14 protein-coding genes and 1 riboswitch are annotated in these 17,451 nt (G+C 38.3%); of the genes, 10 read left to right on the top strand and 4 right to left on the bottom strand.

Annotated features, from left to right (window positions below):
* The first annotated feature begins 17 nt into the window (after positions 1-17).
* Together QQS39_RS14050 and tehB are read left to right on the top strand one after the other, a co-directional pair.
* A complete protein-coding gene (locus QQS39_RS14050) occupies positions 18-1,133 on the top strand; it encodes an NAD-binding protein (RefSeq protein WP_265576080.1) in 1,116 nt (371 codons plus the stop codon).
* Between the two features lie 78 nt (positions 1,134-1,211).
* Positions 1,212-2,066 (top strand): SAM-dependent methyltransferase TehB, encoded by an 855-nt coding sequence (gene tehB / locus QQS39_RS14045; RefSeq protein ID WP_285804745.1) that lies wholly within the window; start codon positions 1,212-1,214, stop codon positions 2,064-2,066.
* A 70-nt stretch (positions 2,067-2,136) separates the two neighbouring features.
* On the opposite strand, the gene clcA is transcribed toward tehB, so the two are convergent.
* A complete protein-coding gene (gene clcA, locus QQS39_RS14040) occupies positions 2,137-3,558 on the bottom strand; it encodes a H(+)/Cl(-) exchange transporter ClcA (protein WP_285804744.1) in 1,422 nt (473 codons plus the stop codon).
* Positions 3,559-3,752: 194 nt separating this feature from the next.
* Between clcA and QQS39_RS14035 the strand changes: the two genes are divergently transcribed.
* Positions 3,753-5,153 carry an alanine/glycine:cation symporter family protein gene (locus QQS39_RS14035; protein ID WP_196570243.1) on the top strand — a complete coding sequence of 467 codons (1,401 nt, stop codon included), beginning with the start codon at positions 3,753-3,755 and terminating at the stop codon, positions 5,151-5,153.
* Positions 5,154-5,340: 187 nt separating this feature from the next.
* Here QQS39_RS14035 and QQS39_RS14030 read toward each other — a convergent pair whose 3' ends face one another.
* A complete protein-coding gene (locus QQS39_RS14030) occupies positions 5,341-6,822 on the bottom strand; it encodes an aldehyde dehydrogenase family protein (protein WP_098942157.1) in 1,482 nt (493 codons plus the stop codon).
* Between the two features lie 493 nt (positions 6,823-7,315).
* On the opposite strand from QQS39_RS14030, the gene hcp reads away from it, so the two are divergent.
* From hcp to mgtE, 4 genes are all read left to right on the top strand, one after another.
* A complete protein-coding gene (gene hcp, locus QQS39_RS14025; RefSeq protein ID WP_151435781.1) occupies positions 7,316-8,968 on the top strand; it encodes a hydroxylamine reductase in 1,653 nt (550 codons plus the stop codon).
* Between the two features lie 58 nt (positions 8,969-9,026).
* Entirely contained in the window at positions 9,027-10,031 is a 1,005-nt protein-coding gene (hcr, locus tag QQS39_RS14020; protein ID WP_285804743.1) for an NADH oxidoreductase, read from the top strand.
* A 271-nt stretch (positions 10,032-10,302) separates the two neighbouring features.
* Positions 10,303-10,638: a DUF6694 family lipoprotein gene (locus tag QQS39_RS14015; protein WP_151435779.1), complete on the top strand. Its 336-nt coding sequence runs from the start codon at positions 10,303-10,305 to the stop codon at positions 10,636-10,638.
* 213 nt (positions 10,639-10,851) lie between these two features.
* Positions 10,852-11,023: riboswitch (M-box (ykoK) riboswitch) on the top strand.
* Between the two features lie 75 nt (positions 11,024-11,098).
* Positions 11,099-12,172: a magnesium transporter gene (gene mgtE, locus QQS39_RS14010; RefSeq protein ID WP_151435778.1), complete on the top strand. Its 1,074-nt coding sequence runs from the start codon at positions 11,099-11,101 to the stop codon at positions 12,170-12,172.
* Positions 12,173-12,247: 75 nt separating this feature from the next.
* Here the strand turns inward: mgtE and QQS39_RS14005 are convergent, their stop codons facing one another.
* The gene (locus tag QQS39_RS14005; RefSeq protein WP_151435777.1) at positions 12,248-12,757 is read right to left on the bottom strand and encodes a SprT family zinc-dependent metalloprotease; all 510 of its coding nucleotides are present in this window, start codon (positions 12,755-12,757) and stop codon (positions 12,248-12,250) included.
* A 105-nt stretch (positions 12,758-12,862) separates the two neighbouring features.
* Here QQS39_RS14005 and QQS39_RS14000 point away from each other — a divergent pair, with 105 nt between their 5' ends.
* Genes QQS39_RS14000 through QQS39_RS13990 form a run of 3 tightly spaced genes read left to right on the top strand, consistent with a single transcriptional unit; the run spans position 12,863 to position 14,042 of the window.
* Positions 12,863-13,186: an ArsR/SmtB family transcription factor gene (locus QQS39_RS14000; RefSeq protein WP_036912417.1), complete on the top strand. Its 324-nt coding sequence runs from the start codon at positions 12,863-12,865 to the stop codon at positions 13,184-13,186.
* Between the two features lie 3 nt (positions 13,187-13,189).
* On the top strand, positions 13,190-13,624 hold the full coding sequence (locus QQS39_RS13995) for a YeeE/YedE family protein (RefSeq protein WP_151435775.1): 435 nt from the start codon (positions 13,190-13,192) through the stop codon (positions 13,622-13,624).
* A 4-nt stretch (positions 13,625-13,628) separates the two neighbouring features.
* Entirely contained in the window at positions 13,629-14,042 is a 414-nt protein-coding gene (locus tag QQS39_RS13990) for a DUF6691 family protein (RefSeq protein WP_285804742.1), read from the top strand.
* A gap of 82 nt (positions 14,043-14,124) precedes the next feature.
* On the opposite strand, the gene bcsC is transcribed toward QQS39_RS13990, so the two are convergent.
* Positions 14,125-17,451, bottom strand: a complete 3,327-nt coding sequence (gene bcsC, locus QQS39_RS13985; RefSeq protein WP_285804741.1) for a cellulose synthase complex outer membrane protein BcsC — start codon at positions 17,449-17,451, stop codon at positions 14,125-14,127.

The following is a 17,451-nucleotide window of genomic DNA, read 5'->3' as shown; positions in this document are numbered from 1 at the left end:
AAGTGACAAGAAAAATGATGTCTTTATTACTTATCTTAAATGGTATTTTTATCATTTACTCCATTTTGTTGTCCCGCGGTGTTTATCTGGATTGGGAAATTCATGGCTTTTCTGCATGGCTTAAATCATTGGGTGTATTAAAGCTCCTCGATATACCTAAAGTGATGTTAGCTTGTGCATTAATTTTGCTTTCAATATTTATGTATCTTGGCGCTAGAATTGCGTGGTGTGTCTCTTTGATTTTATTAGCCACCATTGTTTTTCTTGATATCGCTGTTTATCAGCAAATGGACTTTCAATCCTATTTTTCTTTTATTTTAGCTATTGGGTTGTTGATCAGTTGGCGTGCATTTCCGCATCATAGTTTAACTAGTGCTGGCTTTGTGGCTTTTATCTGTATCCTTTCTTTGCTGTTATTCTCAATGCTGGGAAGTCTTTATATTGGTGATGAATTTAAGCCACATATTACGACGTTGATGGATGCATTCTATTTTTCTATTGTCTGCATGACGACACTAGGATTTGGCGATATTGTACCAATTAGCACGAATGCACGTATTTTTACTCTCACTGTTGTTATCTTGGGAATAACCGTTTTTACTACTTCCATTGTGTATGTCATGGGATTTCTTGCGCGCGGTACTCGCGATATTGTTAAGAAAAGGATCGCTAAAATGCATAATCATTTTATTATTATTGGTTCATCGGCATTAGCTTCTCAATTAGAAAAAGGGTTAAGAGAACAAGGTAAAGCCGTTATTGCGATTTGTGCCGATAAAAGCAAAGCCTCTTATGATACGCAAGCCAATATTATTGAAGGTGATCCAACTAATCTTAAAACATTGCTATCTGCCAATATTGCGAAAGCGAGTTGGGTTGTGACTTTATCTGAAAGTGATGCAGAAAATACCTTTATTTTGCTGACTATCCAAGAATGCTCTGATGTTGATGCCAAGCTGATCACTATCATTAATCAAGATGAAAACAGAGATAAAATAAGTCGGTTACGTCCAGATATGTTGCTTTCTTTAGCATCGTTAGGCAAAGAAATTATGATGAAAGTTTTATGTGGTGAATCTATTTCCTCTTCAGATGTGACTGATTTGCTTTTAAACAAATATTTAAAATCATAGTTTTGATAAAACCTTCTTTACGAATGATAATGATTGCCATAAGATGTATTTAAAATACATCTTAAGCGAGGTTGAATTATGGAACTTGTAAGTTATAAAAAAATGCCAGAGTGGACTCGTACATCCATTCCTTTGGCGTTCTTAGAACGCCACAATACAAAGGAAGGCACTTATGCCCAAATGCGGATACTACAAGGTAATATGACATTTGTTGTTTTTAATGATGATGGTTCACAAATTTCAGTTGAGTGTAATACAGAGGAGCAGCCACCTTTAATTCAACCTCAACAGTGGCATAAAATAGATAAAGCAAGTGATGATGTACGTTGTCAGCTCTCTTTTTTATGCGCCCCAGAAGATAAGTTATTTAAAGAAAACGACTTATCATTACCGCATTCTGAAGTACGCTATATGGCAACGTTTACTCAGTCTTGTAAGGTGTTAGATTTAGGTGCTGGTCGTGGTCGAAATAGTTTCTATTTAGCGTCTCAAGGTTATGATGTGACAGCGTTAGATATTAACGCTTCACATATTGATGCCATTGAAACAGTTAAAGCCAAAACAGGATTAGCGGTAAAAAGTGGTTTATATGATATTAATAAAGCTTCACTGACTGAAAAATACGATATCATTATTTCAACCGTTGTATTGATGTTCTGCCAACGGGAACGTATTGAAAGTATTATTAAAAATATGCAGGAATGTACCAACCCTAACGGTATTAATGTGATTGTTTGCCCTGTTGAAACGCCAAATAGTGATCCTGCTGAAATTCCATTTAAAACCTTTTTACATCCAAACGAATTAGCTGATTATTATAAAGACTGGGAAATTATTAAATATAATGAGAACCCAGGGCATCTACATAAAACAGATGCAAATGGCAATCGTATCGCCTTAAATTTTGCTACTTTAATCGCACGCAAAAAATAGTTAAGAACTATCCTCCCTTTTTTAAATACCCCAAATAATTGGGGTATTTTTTTATCTGTTTAAGTGAGTTTTATTGTTGTGGTGATTTATCACCCTTAATATCGAGGGCTTGGTCTGTTGGTTCCTTTTCTTCAGACTTTTGTAATATGCGTTCTAATAAAACTGTATAAATTGGGCGACCACCTAATAGCTGTGCCAACATCGTTGCACCTAAACAGGTAATAATCATCGGCAGGATAAGTTGATAATTATCGGTCATTTCTAATACGAGGACGATCCCTGTTAGAGGCGCTCTTACCGTTGCCGCAAATAAAGCGCCCATTCCCGCAATAGCAAATGTACCAATTTGAATTTGATAATCAGGGAAAAGTAAGGTTGCAGTTAATCCGAATGCACTACCAAATAGAGTACCTAGTGCTAGAGTGGGGGCAAATATACCGCCAGGAGCACCAGAGGCAAAACTGATAATGGATGTGATGGTTCGTAAAACAAAGAAAAGTAGTAGCGCAATCAGAGAATATTGTCCTGTGCTAAGCGCAGGAATAATACTAAATCCACCGCCAGTTATTTCAGGAATAATTAATGCTAATAAGCCACAAAGCCCACCGATGATGCCACCAGCTAAAACAAAGCGTGATGTTTTATCTTGATAGAAATGCTGAAATTGAGTTTGGACATAGAACAGTAATTTACTGAATATAACGCCAATAATACCAAATAACATACCCAACACTAAATATAGCCAGAGCGTATTGAGCGGTGCGGATGAAAATTTACCAATATGAATAATACCGCCTTCACCATTAAATAGGCGAAAAACAATGCAAGACATAATAACGCCAATAAAGACGGCTTTAATTGAAATAAGACTGTATTTAAATTGAGGTCGCATCTCCTCAATAATAAATAAAATACCCGCCAGAGGTGCATTAAAAGCAGCGGTTAAGCCTGCTGCGGCTCCTGTAGCTAATAGAGTATGGCGTGACTCTTTATCTTTTACTCGAGAAATATCATTTACGAGCTGACCTATATTGGCGCCCAATTGAACCGTGGGGCCTTCTCGCCCTAACACCATACCAGAGCCTAAAGTGCCAATACTGGCAATAAATTTTACGGGTAATACTCGCCACCAACGAACAGGGCGAATATCTATCATGGCACCTTCAATTTCAGGTATTCCAGATCCCCCCGACTCGGGTGAGAATTTTTTGACTAAATAATATCCCAGCATTGCCAGAATAGAGGAAAAAAGTAATGTGGTGATCGCTAGAATATAAGGGTTAGTAAAGATTTTAATAAGTTCTTCTTGTCGAAAATGAATCACCCAACTAACACTTTTTTCAAATAAAACACCCACTAATCCAGCTAGAGAGCCGACTATAGCGGATAGTAGTAGGATTTTTAGTGGTGCAAGGTTGGTTTCTTGCGCTTTTCTGAACAGATTAAAACGTCGTTCATTTTGGATGTTTTGTGCTGATTTATGATTATGCATAACTTTGATTGAAGTATTGTAACGATGAACCTAATGATAGCTTAATTTAATAATGAAGTGATATTTCTCACATAACTCAGTCAATTTTAAAATTCGTCGTTTTTTTTCTAGCATATTTTCCCTTTTTCATCTTTAGTGTAATTGATAACAAAAAATACACATTTGAATAACATTGAGACAAGAAAGGGTAAATTATGGATTTCATCACAAATATATTAAGCGCTATAAATGGCGTGGTATGGGGAGTTCCGATGCTTGTCGGTATTCTCGGTATCGGTCTTTTTATGCAGTTTCGACTTGGTTTTTTACCTATTAGGAAATTAGGTACAGGGTTTAAGCTTTTATTTGAAAAAAATGATCAAAGAGGCGAAGGTCAGATATCACCCTTCAATGCGTTAATGACTGCACTATCTGCCACTATCGGAACCGGTAATATTGCGGGTGTTGCAACGGCTGTCGTCTTAGGAGGACCCGGTGCATTGTTCTGGATGTGGATGACCGCATTAGTGGGAATGGCAACCAAATATTCAGAAGCGGTGCTTGCTGTACGTTTCCGTGAAGTTGATAAATATGGAAACTATGTCGGTGGACCCATGTATTACATCAAAAATGGCTTAGGTAAAAATTGGGTTTGGTTAGGTACTGTTTTTGCTATTTTTGGTAGTTTCGCGGGTTTTGGTATTGGTAATACAGTACAAGCAAACTCTGTAGCTGATGTACTAGAAAGTAACTTTGGTGTTTCGACGACAATCACCGCTATTGTGTTGGTTGTTTTAGTCGGTGCTGTACTCATTGGCGGCATTAAGCGTATTGCTGATGTTGCCGGTAAATTAGTTCCTATTATGACCGTTGGCTATTTTGGTGCAGGTGTTGTTGTTTTAGCGCTGAATGTAACGGCTATCCCTGATGCGATTATCCTTATTGTTAAATCTGCATTTACACCCGTTGCTGCGCAAGGTGGTTTTGCTGGTGCTGCTGTTTGGGCTGCGATCCGTTTTGGTGTTGCGCGTGGTGTTTTCTCCAATGAAGCGGGATTGGGTAGTGCGCCTATAGCCCATGCGACGGCAAAAACACAAAATCCTGTTCGCCAAGGTTTAATTGCGATGTTGGGAACTTTTATTGATACCATCATTGTCTGCTCTGTTACAGGATTAACTATTGTTATCACAGGGCAATGGTTAACAGGGCAAAGTGGCGCAACATTAACCGCTGCATCATTCTCTGTCGCTATTCCCGGGGGTAACTATATTGTGGCAATTGCATTAGCTATTTTTGCATTTACCACGATTTTAGGCTGGAGTTTTTACGGTGAAAAATGTGTGCAATACCTGTTTGGACCTAAAGCTATTATGCCATTTCGTATTGCTTGGCTGATTGCGTTACCGGTTGGGGCAACACAATCATTAGAATTTGTGTGGTTATTGGCCGATACACTCAATGCAATGATGGCGATCCCTAACTTAATTGCACTAGCTTTATTAAGCCCTGTTGTTTATCGCTTAACACGAGATCATATAAAAGATGTTAACGCTGATAATATTGAATTAGATAAAGAAACTCACTCAGTGAGCAAAAAAGAAGCCGAAGCAGAGTAACTCGTTCTTACTTATTGGCTAATAACACAACATAAAACCGCATGCTTTATCGTGATAAGGATGCGGTTTTTTTATGGTAATAACTTGAGGTGTGAGAAATGATAGATAATAAAAAGCCTTCTGGGGAGAAGGCGAAGAGATGAGTATAGATATTATATTTATAAGAATTTAGAAAAGAGAGAAAATCTTATTCTTTCATACTGATGAAGATATTTTTTACTTGGCTATAAGCATCTAACATCATTTTATGTGTTTCACGTCCTAAACCTGATTTCTTGTAACCCCCAAATGGAGCGTGAGCTGGGAGTTCGTGATAAGTGTTAACCCACATACGACCGGTTCTTACTGCTTTTGCAACACGTAAAGCACGGTTAATATCTTGAGTCCAAACACCACCACCAAGACCATATTCAGAGTCATTCGCCATTTCGATCACTTCATCTTCATTATCGAATGGAATAACACACAATACAGGTCCAAAAATTTCTTCACGGGCAACACGCATTTGGTTTGTGGCATTGATAATGATAGTAGGGCGAACAAAGAAACCATCATCATAACCTTCACCAGTGATACGTTCACCACCTGTTAATACTGTTGCACCTTCTTTTTTAGCGAGTTCAACATAGCCTAAGATGGTATCCATTTGATCTTGACTAACTTGTGTACCCATTTGCGTATTCGGATCAAGTGGGTCACCGACACGAATACTCTCAAATTCAGTTTTTAATGCTTTCAAAAATTCATCATGAATATCTTTATGTAAGAACAAACGTGAACCTGATTCACAAGCTTGTCCTTGGTTCATCAAAATTGCTAATGCTGAATATTTGACTGCTTTTTTCATATTTGCATCAGGGAACACGATATTGGCTGATTTACCGCCTAATTCCAATGTTGCTGGAACCATTTTTTTCGCGGCTGCTTCTGCTACGGTATAACCCACATTGGTTGAACCTGTAAAAGCAAGTTTATCAATATCTTCGTGCTCTAAAATAGCTTGTCCTACAACAGATCCGCGTCCCGTAACAATATTAATCACACCCGCTGGTAATATTTCATTTAAAATACGACCTAGCTCTAATAATGAAAGGGAAGTCAGTGTTGCTGGATTAATAACTACTGTATCACCAGCCGCAATCGCGGGTGCTAATTTCCATGCTGCCATTAATAATGGGAAGTTCCATGGAATAATTTGACCCACAACACCAATAGGTTCGCGAATAACAAGGCTAATGGTATTTTCGTCTAGGACGGCACTTTCATCGGTATGAGAGCGTATCACGCCTGCAAAATATCGAAAATGGTCAATAGAGGCAGGTAAATCTATGTTTTTCGACTCATTGAGTGGTTTACCGTTATCGAGTGATTCAATCCAAGCAAAGCGTTCTTGTTCTTGCTCTAAGCGATCTGCGATTTTTAATAAGAGGGCTTGACGCTCAGCTGGTGACGTTTTACTCCATGTTTTGAATGCATTACGTGCAGCGCTCACTGCGCGTTCAACATCTTCCGCACTACCCGATTGGTACTCACTTAATAATTCACCAGTAGCTGGGCTATAGGTTTTGGTCGTTTTTTGTGATGTGCTAGATACCCATTCTCCTCCAATTAACATTTTGTAGCTTTCTAGAGGGCGAAATTCTGATGGAACATTATTTAGTTTAATCATTTTTAATCTCCAATGTAGGGGGGAGCACCTTTCAAATGTATAGTTTCATTTCGTAATACTCGTGCTAATAACATATATCAATTGAAATAATTTGATTAGCTATTGATGCAATAGGTGATATTAACTATAAAAAATAGTAATGAATATTACTGACTTAACAAAAATTGATGAATTTAATCGTTTCATCTCTCAGTCTTTATATGATTAAACAAAAAACAACCATCAATAATCCTTAAATATTCCTTCTTATTTAGTCATCATCGATGTAATGCAATAAAACTCTCTTTTTTAGAAAAAATTTTTGCGGCTTAAGCGAAATCAAAGGATAAAAAAAGGGATATTAAAAGATTTGCTAGAAATTGCGTTAGATCAAACAACATTTAAATTGTTCAATGTTGCACTTTCGCTCTTATAAAAATGGCGTATTCTTATGTTGCATATGGAATGCAACTTATAAAAATAAAGCGTTATCTTTTATTAGAAGGAATACGATATGTATTGTGTGCAATGTGAACAAACAATGAAAACGCCTGTAGGTAATGGTTGTGCCTATGCGCAAGGTATGTGTGGTAAAACAGCAGAAACTTCTGATCTTCAAGATTTACTCGTTGCGGTATTAGAAGGGCTTTCCGCGTGGGCTTTAGCCGCGCGTAGCGTTGGTATTATTGATCATGATGTAGATAGCTTTGCTCCTCGTGCTTTTTTCTCTACGTTAACTAATGTCAACTTTGATTCTGATCGCATTGTTGGTTATGCGAAAGAAGCTATCTATTTCCGCGAAAGTTTGAAATCTCGTACTTTAGCGAAAAATGCAGCAATTCAAGTCACTAATCCAAGAGCTGAAATTCAATTAGCGGGTAACGATTTAGACAGCTTACAAAAACAAGCTCAGCTTTTTGCTTTAAATGCAGATAAAGCGCAAATCGGTGATGATCTTCATGGATTACGTATGCTGTGCCTGTATGGCTTAAAAGGGGCGGCGGCTTATATGGAGCACGCGCATGTTTTAGGTCAGTATGACAATGAAATTTATGCAGAATATCACCATTATATGGCATGGTTAGGTACTGATCCTTCTGATATGAATGAGTTGTTAGAAAATGCGATGGGCATTGGTCAAATGAACTTCCGCATTATGGCTATTCTTGATAAAGGCGAAACTCAAGCTTACGGCAACCCCACACCGGTTACTGTTAATGTGCGTCCTGTTGCAGGTAAAGCGATTTTAATTTCAGGTCATGACCTAAAAGATCTGCAAATGCTACTTGAACAAACTGAAGGCAAAGGAATTAACATTTATACTCATGGTGAAATGTTACCTGCTCATGGTTATCCAGAACTTAAAAAATATAAACATTTAGTGGGTAACTACGGAAGCGGTTGGCAGAATCAGCAAATTGAGTTTGCAAAATTCCCAGGACCTGTATTAATGACGTCAAACTGTATTATCGATCCTAATGTTGGTAATTACGGTGACCGTATTTGGACTCGCAGTATTGTCGGCTGGCCGGGTGTAAAACATATTACTGGTGATGACTTCTCTGAAATGATTGAACAAGCACAATCATTAGAAGGTTTCCCATACAATGAAATTGAGCATTTAATTACAGTTGGTTTCGGTCGAGAAACACTATTAAATGCCGCTGATACTGTGATTGATTTAGTTTCACAGAAAAAATTACGTCATGTTTTCTTAGTGGGTGGTTGTGATGGTAGCCGTGGTGAACGCAGTTACTACACCGATCTTGCAAGAGAAATTCCACAAGACTGTTTAATTATGACCTTGGCGTGTGGTAAATACCGTTTCAATAAACTGGATTTCGGTACTTTAGAAGGCTTACCACGCTTACTTGATGTGGGTCAGTGTAACGATGCTTACTCAGCGATTATGCTAGCCGTTAACCTTGCTGAAAAATTAGGTTGTGGTGTGAATGACTTACCACTGTCTTTAATTCTCTCTTGGTTTGAGCAAAAAGCGATTGTTATCTTATTGACTCTGCTTTCATTAGGCGTGAAAAACATTTATACCGGTCCTACAGCACCTGCGTTCTTAACTGACAATCTGCTGGCGGTACTAAATGAGAAATTTGGTATGCGCTCTATTACTACACCAGAACAAGATCTTAAAGATATTCTTTCTGCTTAATGTTTTAAATTCATTATCATTACCGAAGCCTGCGGGCTTCGGTGAAGGATCAATATCCATGACGATGCCTACTTCTCTTTGTCCTAATCGTATGCAAGTTCACTCTATTAATCAGGAAACACCTGAAGTGTGGACGCTAAATTTAATTAATCATGACTTTTATTCTTATAAACCGGGTCAGTTTGCACTGGTGAGTATCAATAATAGTGATGAAACACTGCGTGCTTACACCATTTCATCTTCTCCGGGATTAAGTCCATTTATCACTTTAACCGTTCGCCGTTTAGAAAAAGGTGTGGGTTCTGGTTGGTTAACATCACAAGTAAAACCGGGTGATTATCTTTGGTTATCTGATGCTCAGGGTGAATTTACTTGTGCTGGTAAAGAAGGTGCGCGCTATTTAATGTTGGCAGCAGGTTGTGGTGTGACACCTGTTATGTCGATGACTCGTTGGTTGTTAAATAATCAACCTAGAGCAGACATCACGGTTATTTTTAATATTCGTGAGCAAAGCCAGTTTATTTTTGAGAAAGAATGGATCGAATTAGCAAATGCATATCCATACAATCTTAATTTTATCATGATGTCTAAACTACCTGATAATAAAGGGTTATTTAGCGGTCGCATTTCTCAAGAAAAATTAGCTGCATTAGTACCTGATATTGCGAGTCGTACAGTTATGTGCTGTGGCCCGAATAGTTATATGGAAGACACTGGACGTTTTGCAAGAAATCTTGGTGTGCCTGCTGAGAATATCTTTATGGAACGTTTTGGGGATGAGCCTGTTTGTGTTGATGAAAACGAACAATTAACCATGACTATTCGTCACCCATTATCACAAATTAAAGTCCCTGTTGGCGTGACTTTATTATCAGCTATGGAAGAAAATAAAGTTCCTGTCTTTGCGGCTTGCCGAGCGGGAGTTTGTGGTAGCTGTAAAACTCGCATTGTGAGTGGTGATTATGATGTCAGTAGCACCAGTACATTAACGCCTGAAGAGATAGCTCAAGGTTATGTTTTAGCATGTAGCTGTCGTTTAAAAGGAGATGTTGAGTTAGCTTAACCTCTTTTTAGTCAGTATTTCCTTCTATTTTCCTGTCTTTTTTACCCTGTTAATTTATTAGCAGGGTTTTTTATGTCTATTCTTCCCATTAAAAAACTGAATAATCTGGAAAATGCTTCCCTTTATTTTAAATTAAAGAAGGGTTTTATTTATTCAGAATAATAAAAATATTGGAAATGATGATTAACTAAAAATATATTTTAGTTAGTGGGGAGTTTCCTTATAAACATTCTGCTATTATTTAAACTATCGACTGGGTAAGGGGGGATATATGAAAAAATTGTTAGTTATTTGTTTATTTAGTGTCATGTTATCTGGCTGTGAAAAACCTCAACAAACCCTTGATGGCTCTAATGTAGAGTCGCTACGTATCTCTATTGTTGAAATGCGCAACTCACTTCCCCTTGATGAACAATCACGTTTTGATGAAGCAATAGAATTAGCGATCCTTAATGATATTAATTTTAATGATTTAGTTATCGCTGGTCGTCATAAAAATGCGGATATTATCACTCGTAAAATGTGCCAATCATTAGATGGTAAAACAGTAAAAGATATATTTTTACAAGCAGAAGAAATAAGAGTACAAAAATTAGCATTCAAATAAACAATTAATAAACAGATTATCTTTTACTATACGATTTTAGCTTTCGTAGGGAATTTCATTTCTTTTTATATATTGGTTTTGAATGTAATTACAAATTTTAATTGTGTGATGAATGCTTGGAGTTATTTTTCAATAGAACTTAAACAAAATCGTTATCATGCTTTTCATTATATTGTGAGTGGTTATAATGCGCGCCGCATTCGCAAGAAAAGTGCAGTATCTCGTTAGGCGAGGCTCCTATACAAACACAGGTTACTGATCTGACGACGTCGAGAGACGCCCAAGATTAGGACAGGATATATCGACCGAAGGTATATCCCCATGTAACTTCCAGTATTCATCGGATACGTTGTATAGTGCTAAAACCGAGACGTGTAGATAGCTTTTGCATTCTCGCTTCTGGTTTCGCCCCTATGGAGAACTGATTTGCTAAACACAAACAGTAATAGGGAACCACAAAATGAAATTCAATACTCAAAACAAAATGGATGCTGTATTAGTTGCAGATGCATCCTTAAACACACCGCAAAATAACTCAACTCAAGACCAATATAATCGTTTAAAAGATGATGCAACCGTTAGTGCTTATATGAGCCAGTCTTATATTGCAGTTTCTGTCGCTGATTCTGTTGAAAATGTGAAAGCTCAATTGGTTAATGATTTAAAAGATGAATTAATTCCAACCTATTTATATGTGGTGGATAAAGATAATTATCTCAATGGCATTTTGCCCGTTAAATCATTATTAACCGCGGCTAATGATCTGTTTGTGTCTGATGTTATGCGTCAAACTTTTTTCTCTGTCTCACCAGAACAGAATCGACATGATGTGTATCAACTGATTAGCCATAGCGGTTTAGACAGTGTACCAGTGATGCATTTTGGAAAATTAGTCGGTGTTTTACGTCCTCAAGATATTGCTGAATTAATTGAAGATGAAAATACACTCGATGCACAAATGCAGGGGGCAACGTCACCTTTAGAGCAGCCTTATTTAGAAACCAGCCCAGTAACCTTATGGCGTAAACGTGTTGTGTGGTTGTTGATGCTGTTTGTGGCAGAAGCGTATACCAGCACTGTATTACATGCTTTTGAAGACAGACTAGAAGCAGCAATTTCATTAGCCTTCTTTATTCCATTGCTGATTGGTACTGGCGGAAATAGTGGTACACAGATCACCTCAACATTAGTACGTGCGATGGCATTAGGGGAAGTGAGCTTACGTAATGTTTGGTCTGTATTAAGAAAAGAGATAACCACATCCATAATGGTTGCACTGACTATGGGTATTGCCGGTTTTGTGCGTGCTTGGTTCTTAGGTGTGGGTATGGAAGTGATGATTGTGGTTGGCTTAACGCTTATTTCAATCACAGTTTGGAGTGCAATTGTCTCATCTGTTATTCCAATGGTATTAAAGCGTTTAAGTATTGATCCTGCGGTTGTTTCAGCACCATTTATTGCAACGTTAATTGATGGTACAGGTCTTATTATTTACTTTGAAATCGCATCTCATGTGATGAGCGAGTTTGCTTAAGACAATCCTACATATTCATTCTCAAGATAAAGCCGATACGAATTAATCAACATATCGGCTTTATTTTTCCTGTGTTTATTTATTTTTGATAAATTGCAAAATAGCCTGACAATGGCGGCAACGGTATTGTGTCTCTCCGCGTAATACTTTGTTATGACGGCGAATTGTTAGGTGATGTTCTTCTTTACAATGGCAAGCATAAGGAAAGGTTTTAGCTTTAACTGCGCTGACATCAAAATGATGAGTTCGTTTAGCTGAAACTTGTAATACGGTTTCCATCATCCATTTCCACTCTTTTCCATGAGGTGCTACACGCCCAAAATGGCGATTAACTAATAAATGCGCTAATTCATGAGGAATAACTTCTTCAATAAAATTCTGTTTATTTTCAATCAATAATGTAGGATTAATACGGATTTCCCAATTTGCATAATAGGCACTGCCTGCAATAGTTCCTCTCTGATTATAATGTAGAGTAGGTTCTGGGTAATTTGTATTAAGATAAAGATTAGCCTGCTGCAATTTTTCACGCAGTGTTCGCATAACGCTTTGCACTAAGGCGATGGGGACTCTTACCGTTTTCATGTTACAGAGCATATAGCGCCTTATACAAACACGCAATAAAAAGAAAACTTGCACAATATATAAATTAACATATTATTAAAAAGTATATTGATTATGGAGTTTACCATGACACAACGAGTTCAACCTGATTTATTAGATGCAATGAAATTGGCGGCTAATGAAGCCTCTAGCATGCTTAAGACGCTAGGAAATGGCGATCGCCTCTTATTATTGTGTCAGCTAAGTCAGGGCGAAAAAAGTGTGAGTGAATTAGAGGAGAGTTTAGGTATTCGTCAGCCGACACTTTCTCAACAGCTAACCGTTTTACGCAATGAAGGGTTAGTGAATACTCGTCGTGATGGAAAACGTATCTTTTATTCTATTGCTGATGAAAAAGTTCTTGTACTGCTCAATACGCTTTATCAGCTTTATTGCCCTATAGCAGGTTAATTTATGAATATAGATTGGGTTCACTTTACGCCTTTAAGTGCGGCAATTGGTGGGCTTATGATAGGCGCTGCGGCCGCCATTTTATTGTTATTTAATGGTCGTATTGCAGGAATAAGTGGTATTTTGGGGAGCGTTTTATCAACAAAACAGCAGGGAAATGGTTGGCGTTGGGCATTTTTACTTGGCATGCTAATCGCACCTACACTGTTTTATTTTTTTGATAAACCCTTATCGCCAGTGATTGAAACATCACCTTGGATGTTAATTATTGCCGGAGTGCTGGTGGGAGCAGGCACACGTTTAGGCAGTGGTTGCACAAGTGGTCATGGTATTTGCGGATTAGCACGATTATCGCGTCGTTCTATTGTTGCTGTGTTGGTATTTATGGCAACGGCATTTATTACCGTTTATATTCAGCGCCATGTGATAGGAGGCTAAGAAAATGACTAAGTTTGTTGCTTTTCTTTGTGGTCTTCTATTCAGTGCAGGATTGATTGTTGGTGGAATGAGCAATCCGCAAAAAATTCTAGCTTTTCTGGATATCACCGGAAATTGGGACCCTTCTTTATTGATAATCATGGGAGCAGGGCTGGTTGTCAGTGTGATAGGTTACCAATTAACACGCCGTAGACAACTAAGTGTATTAGCATGCCCTTTAAATATCCCGACCAATAAAGTGATTGATAAACCCTTAGTGTTAGGCAGTGCGTTATTTGGTCTTGGCTGGGGATTAGCGGGAATTTGCCCCGGTCCTGGTTTGGTATTAGTCGGTGCAGGGTTCTATCAAGGTATTTTATTTGTCCTTGCCATGATTGTAGGTTGGTTACTTGTAGGGCTTTTTCGTAAAACGCAATAATGGCAATTTACACTCTACATTTTAGCGAAAACGTTAAACGGGAAGCCAGTGCTTCCCGTTTGTGTTTTTAATGCATTGAACGTTATTTAAAGTCTGCATAAGGAATTAGAGGGTTTGGTGGTAAATCTAAATCACCATTCCAACCATCAAAGGAATAACGTAGATACATTAACGCATGGCTTGGGGTATAGTTTTTTGCTTGTTGAATATCGATAGCCGCACCAATAAACCAATGGGGGGTAATACGATGCTCAACTAATGCTCTTGCGGTATAGCCAAAACCATTACTGGAGTCTCCTTCATCAACAGCATCACGCTCTTGATAATAAAGTCTCATCATTTCTTCTCGATCTTCAGGGCTAAGTTCATTCATATAGCGATTAAATTTATCGAGAGAAACGAGATTTTGTAAAGGATAACGCTTTCTGTCATCCGTTTGGGAGTAAGACCAAGATACAGAGCCTGACAATTCCCAAGACCAATTTTCAGTACGTTCGCGATAATTAATCGGTAGCCCTAAAGAGACATATTTTTGAGGGCTATAATAACCACCTTGACCTAAAGTATATCCGCTTAAGTCTTTATCATAATGCCAAAGCATCGTACTTAAGCCGACAGAAACACGGCGGTTGTTCTCATTGATAAGTTTATAATAATAGCCTCCCATACCTCGGACACTGCTATTATCTTCGACGTTTTTACCCGTGAGTTTATCGACAGAAACCTCGCCCCAATAACCCTCCTTTCCGCCTAAGTCATAGCTTGCGCTTAAACGAATACCGCTTCTTCTTACACCGCCCCATGTATGGTTAGTCCAAATATCTCGTTGACCACCAAAAGCAAGCATAGAACTATTAACAGGGCGACGGTGAATATCAAGTGTCCAGCCCACATTAAAAAGATCATAACTATAGGCGATTTTACCGACCCAATCAGTCACTTCAAAACCTAACGGTGTAGTACCAAGATCCCATTGCCATTGACCATTTTCCCAGCCAATTGCAGGGCTAACACCAAAGGATTTTTGCTCTAGGGGGAAACACCCCGTGCGGTAACAAGTCCCAAATTTCGAATCATAAGGTGATGTACCCAGTTTGCCACTATTAAGATTAACTAAGTCTGCACGCCAGAAAAAACGCCCATCATAAACAGGGTGATCAAGCTGTAACATGGTGGTATGAGCGCGTAGTTTTGAGTAACCTTCGCTACCACTTGACCCCCAATAATCATGCTCAAGCGTAAATCGCCACTCTTGTTGACGATAAAGCGCGTCAGCATCAGCGCGTAAACTGCGAGATAGCCAATTATCTTTTTCGTCATTACGCATTAATGTGGTGTATTCAATATTATCTTTTGGTAGCTTATCTGTTATTCCGTCCTTGATCATCGCTTGTTGATAATAATAGTGAGCTTGCTGACTATGTTGCTCATCGCGCTGAAAACGAGCAATATCACGTAATACTAAAGGATCAGCACTGTCTGGCTCTGCTTCAATTTGTTGTGCTAAATAAGCAAAATAGTGTTGTGCTTTCTCTGTATTACCTACCTCTTTTTCTGCATTGGCGACGCGCCTAATCGCGTTGCTATTAAATTGGTTGGGAGAAAGCGTTTCTATTTTGGCAAGGTAGTATTTTGCCTGTATCTTTTCCCCTTGTTCTAAGGCGATATCCATCGCACCTAATAATGCAGTTTCATTATTGGGTTCTAAATTCAATGCAGTATGGTAATAACTTAAGGCTTGATCGAGATTATTTCGTTCTGTAGCCCAGTTAGCTAATAGCAAATAAGTTTGAATTTTTTGCTCTGGCGGAATATGAGCAAAAAGATAATCAACAGCCTGTTGTTCTTGTCCTTTTGCGCGTAGAGACTCTGCATGTGCGACTATTTCACCAAAACGCAATCGGCTATATAACGCTTTCATGCTCTCACTGCGTTGAGATAAGGGGATCGTTTTTAGCGTATCAAGTGCTTGAGTTTCTCGCCCTGTTTTATTGAGATATAACGCATAAGCATAAAGGCGAGACGGATCATTAGGAAGACGACGATTAAGCTGATTAAAATACGCTTCAGCGACAGAGTCTTGCTGGGTAATTAATAAATCATCAGTAAGGCGATAAATATTCCAAACATCATTAGGATAATTTTTAGCAATTGCCTTACGTTTTTCAATCGCACTAAGGTATTGCTCTTTATGCTCATCATCCGCGGCTAAATCTTGTCTTATACCTGAGATAATATAGCTATAATCTTCTGCCAAATTTTTATATTGTCTTGGCGTTAAACCATTAATAAATTGTTGCGCTTTATCATGTGACTGTTGGCGATAAAGTTTTGCGAGGCTATGTAAAGCCGCAGCATGATTGGGTTGATATTTTAAGGCTTGCAAATAATAGCTTTCAGCAAGATCTAATTGGCGTTGTGCAACCGCAATGTTACCTAGACCAATATAAGGCTCGCTTTCATAAGGGCTTAACTTATTGAGTTGGTTAAAATAACGTTCAGCTAATTCATAATCTTGCTTTAATAGTGCTTCATCACCTTTTGAAAGGAGATGCCAATATTGGTTGGCCTGCAACATCGCTCGCCACTGACCACTATTATCATGATTGGGTGATAATTTTAACGCTTGTGACAGATAAAAAATAGCTGCACCACGTTGATTGGCACGAGAATAACGGACACCCAAAGCACCTACAACATCAGCATTATCAGGTTGTTGCTGTACTTTTTGTTTTAATGTCGCAATAGGCAATGAGGCCACGTCTGTTTTAGGTTTTGCCGTGGAAGCGGCATGGGTTGTGCTTGTTGTAACGGCTGATTTTATTGTGGATTGTTGCTGATAGAGGCTTGCTATTTTCGTATTCTGAGGATATTGGTGATAAATATAATTAAGTCTATCTATCTTATCATCATGAGAAGAGTGCATAAGCACTTGGAGATATTCTAGCGCTAACGTCTCATCTGGAGGCATTCCGCGATAAATTTCATCGTATAAATTTAATGCATCATCATAGCGCCCAGCAGTACGGTAAAGCTGGGCTAGCTGTAATTTTTGCCGATTAACATCTGTTGTCAGTGATAAGGTTTTTATTGCCCGTTGATATTGCTCTGATTGTGGAAATTGAGTACCTAATTGGGTAAATAACTGTTGTGCTTTTGCATTGTTCTTCTGTTTTACAGCAAACTGAATTTGCATTAACAAGATATTAGGATCATTGGGTTTAATTAACGCTAAACGATGCAATGACTGAGCCACTAAAGCTTCATTTTCTGTGGATGTTCCTAATCTCATTTGCTCTTGTAAAAAGGCTTCCGTTGTCTCTTCACTGGCTTGCGTGACAGGCAAAAAGCCTGTCAGCAAAAAGAGAGCAATAACAGAGTGGCGATGTGTGTGACCAAATTGCCACAT

This window comes from Proteus appendicitidis (assembly GCF_030271835.1).
Taxonomy (GTDB): Bacteria; Pseudomonadota; Gammaproteobacteria; order Enterobacterales; family Enterobacteriaceae; genus Proteus; species Proteus appendicitidis.
The sequence above is the reverse complement of the archived record's forward strand: the minus strand, read 5'-3'. Positions and strand labels throughout refer to the sequence as shown.

What these genes read in the sequence shown, in the direction of transcription:
- QQS39_RS14050 (WP_265576080.1), top strand. Translation starts at nt 18, where the DNA reads ATGTCTTTATTACTTATCTTAAATGGTATTTTTATCATTTACTCCATT.
- tehB (WP_285804745.1), top strand. Translation starts at nt 1,212, where the DNA reads ATGGAACTTGTAAGTTATAAAAAAATGCCAGAGTGGACTCGTACATCC.
- clcA (WP_285804744.1), bottom strand. Translation starts at nt 3,558, where the DNA reads ATGCATAATCATAAATCAGCACAAAACATCCAAAATGAACGACGTTTT.
- QQS39_RS14035 (WP_196570243.1), top strand. Translation starts at nt 3,753, where the DNA reads ATGGATTTCATCACAAATATATTAAGCGCTATAAATGGCGTGGTATGG.
- QQS39_RS14030 (WP_098942157.1), bottom strand. Translation starts at nt 6,822, where the DNA reads ATGATTAAACTAAATAATGTTCCATCAGAATTTCGCCCTCTAGAAAGC.
- hcp (WP_151435781.1), top strand. Translation starts at nt 7,316, where the DNA reads ATGTATTGTGTGCAATGTGAACAAACAATGAAAACGCCTGTAGGTAAT.
- hcr (WP_285804743.1), top strand. Translation starts at nt 9,027, where the DNA reads ATGACGATGCCTACTTCTCTTTGTCCTAATCGTATGCAAGTTCACTCT.
- QQS39_RS14015 (WP_151435779.1), top strand. Translation starts at nt 10,303, where the DNA reads ATGAAAAAATTGTTAGTTATTTGTTTATTTAGTGTCATGTTATCTGGC.
- mgtE (WP_151435778.1), top strand. Translation starts at nt 11,099, where the DNA reads ATGAAATTCAATACTCAAAACAAAATGGATGCTGTATTAGTTGCAGAT.
- QQS39_RS14005 (WP_151435777.1), bottom strand. Translation starts at nt 12,757, where the DNA reads ATGAAAACGGTAAGAGTCCCCATCGCCTTAGTGCAAAGCGTTATGCGA.
- QQS39_RS14000 (WP_036912417.1), top strand. Translation starts at nt 12,863, where the DNA reads ATGACACAACGAGTTCAACCTGATTTATTAGATGCAATGAAATTGGCG.
- QQS39_RS13995 (WP_151435775.1), top strand. Translation starts at nt 13,190, where the DNA reads ATGAATATAGATTGGGTTCACTTTACGCCTTTAAGTGCGGCAATTGGT.
- QQS39_RS13990 (WP_285804742.1), top strand. Translation starts at nt 13,629, where the DNA reads ATGACTAAGTTTGTTGCTTTTCTTTGTGGTCTTCTATTCAGTGCAGGA.
- bcsC (WP_285804741.1), bottom strand. Translation starts at nt 17,451, where the DNA reads ATGTGGCAATTTGGTCACACACATCGCCACTCTGTTATTGCTCTCTTT.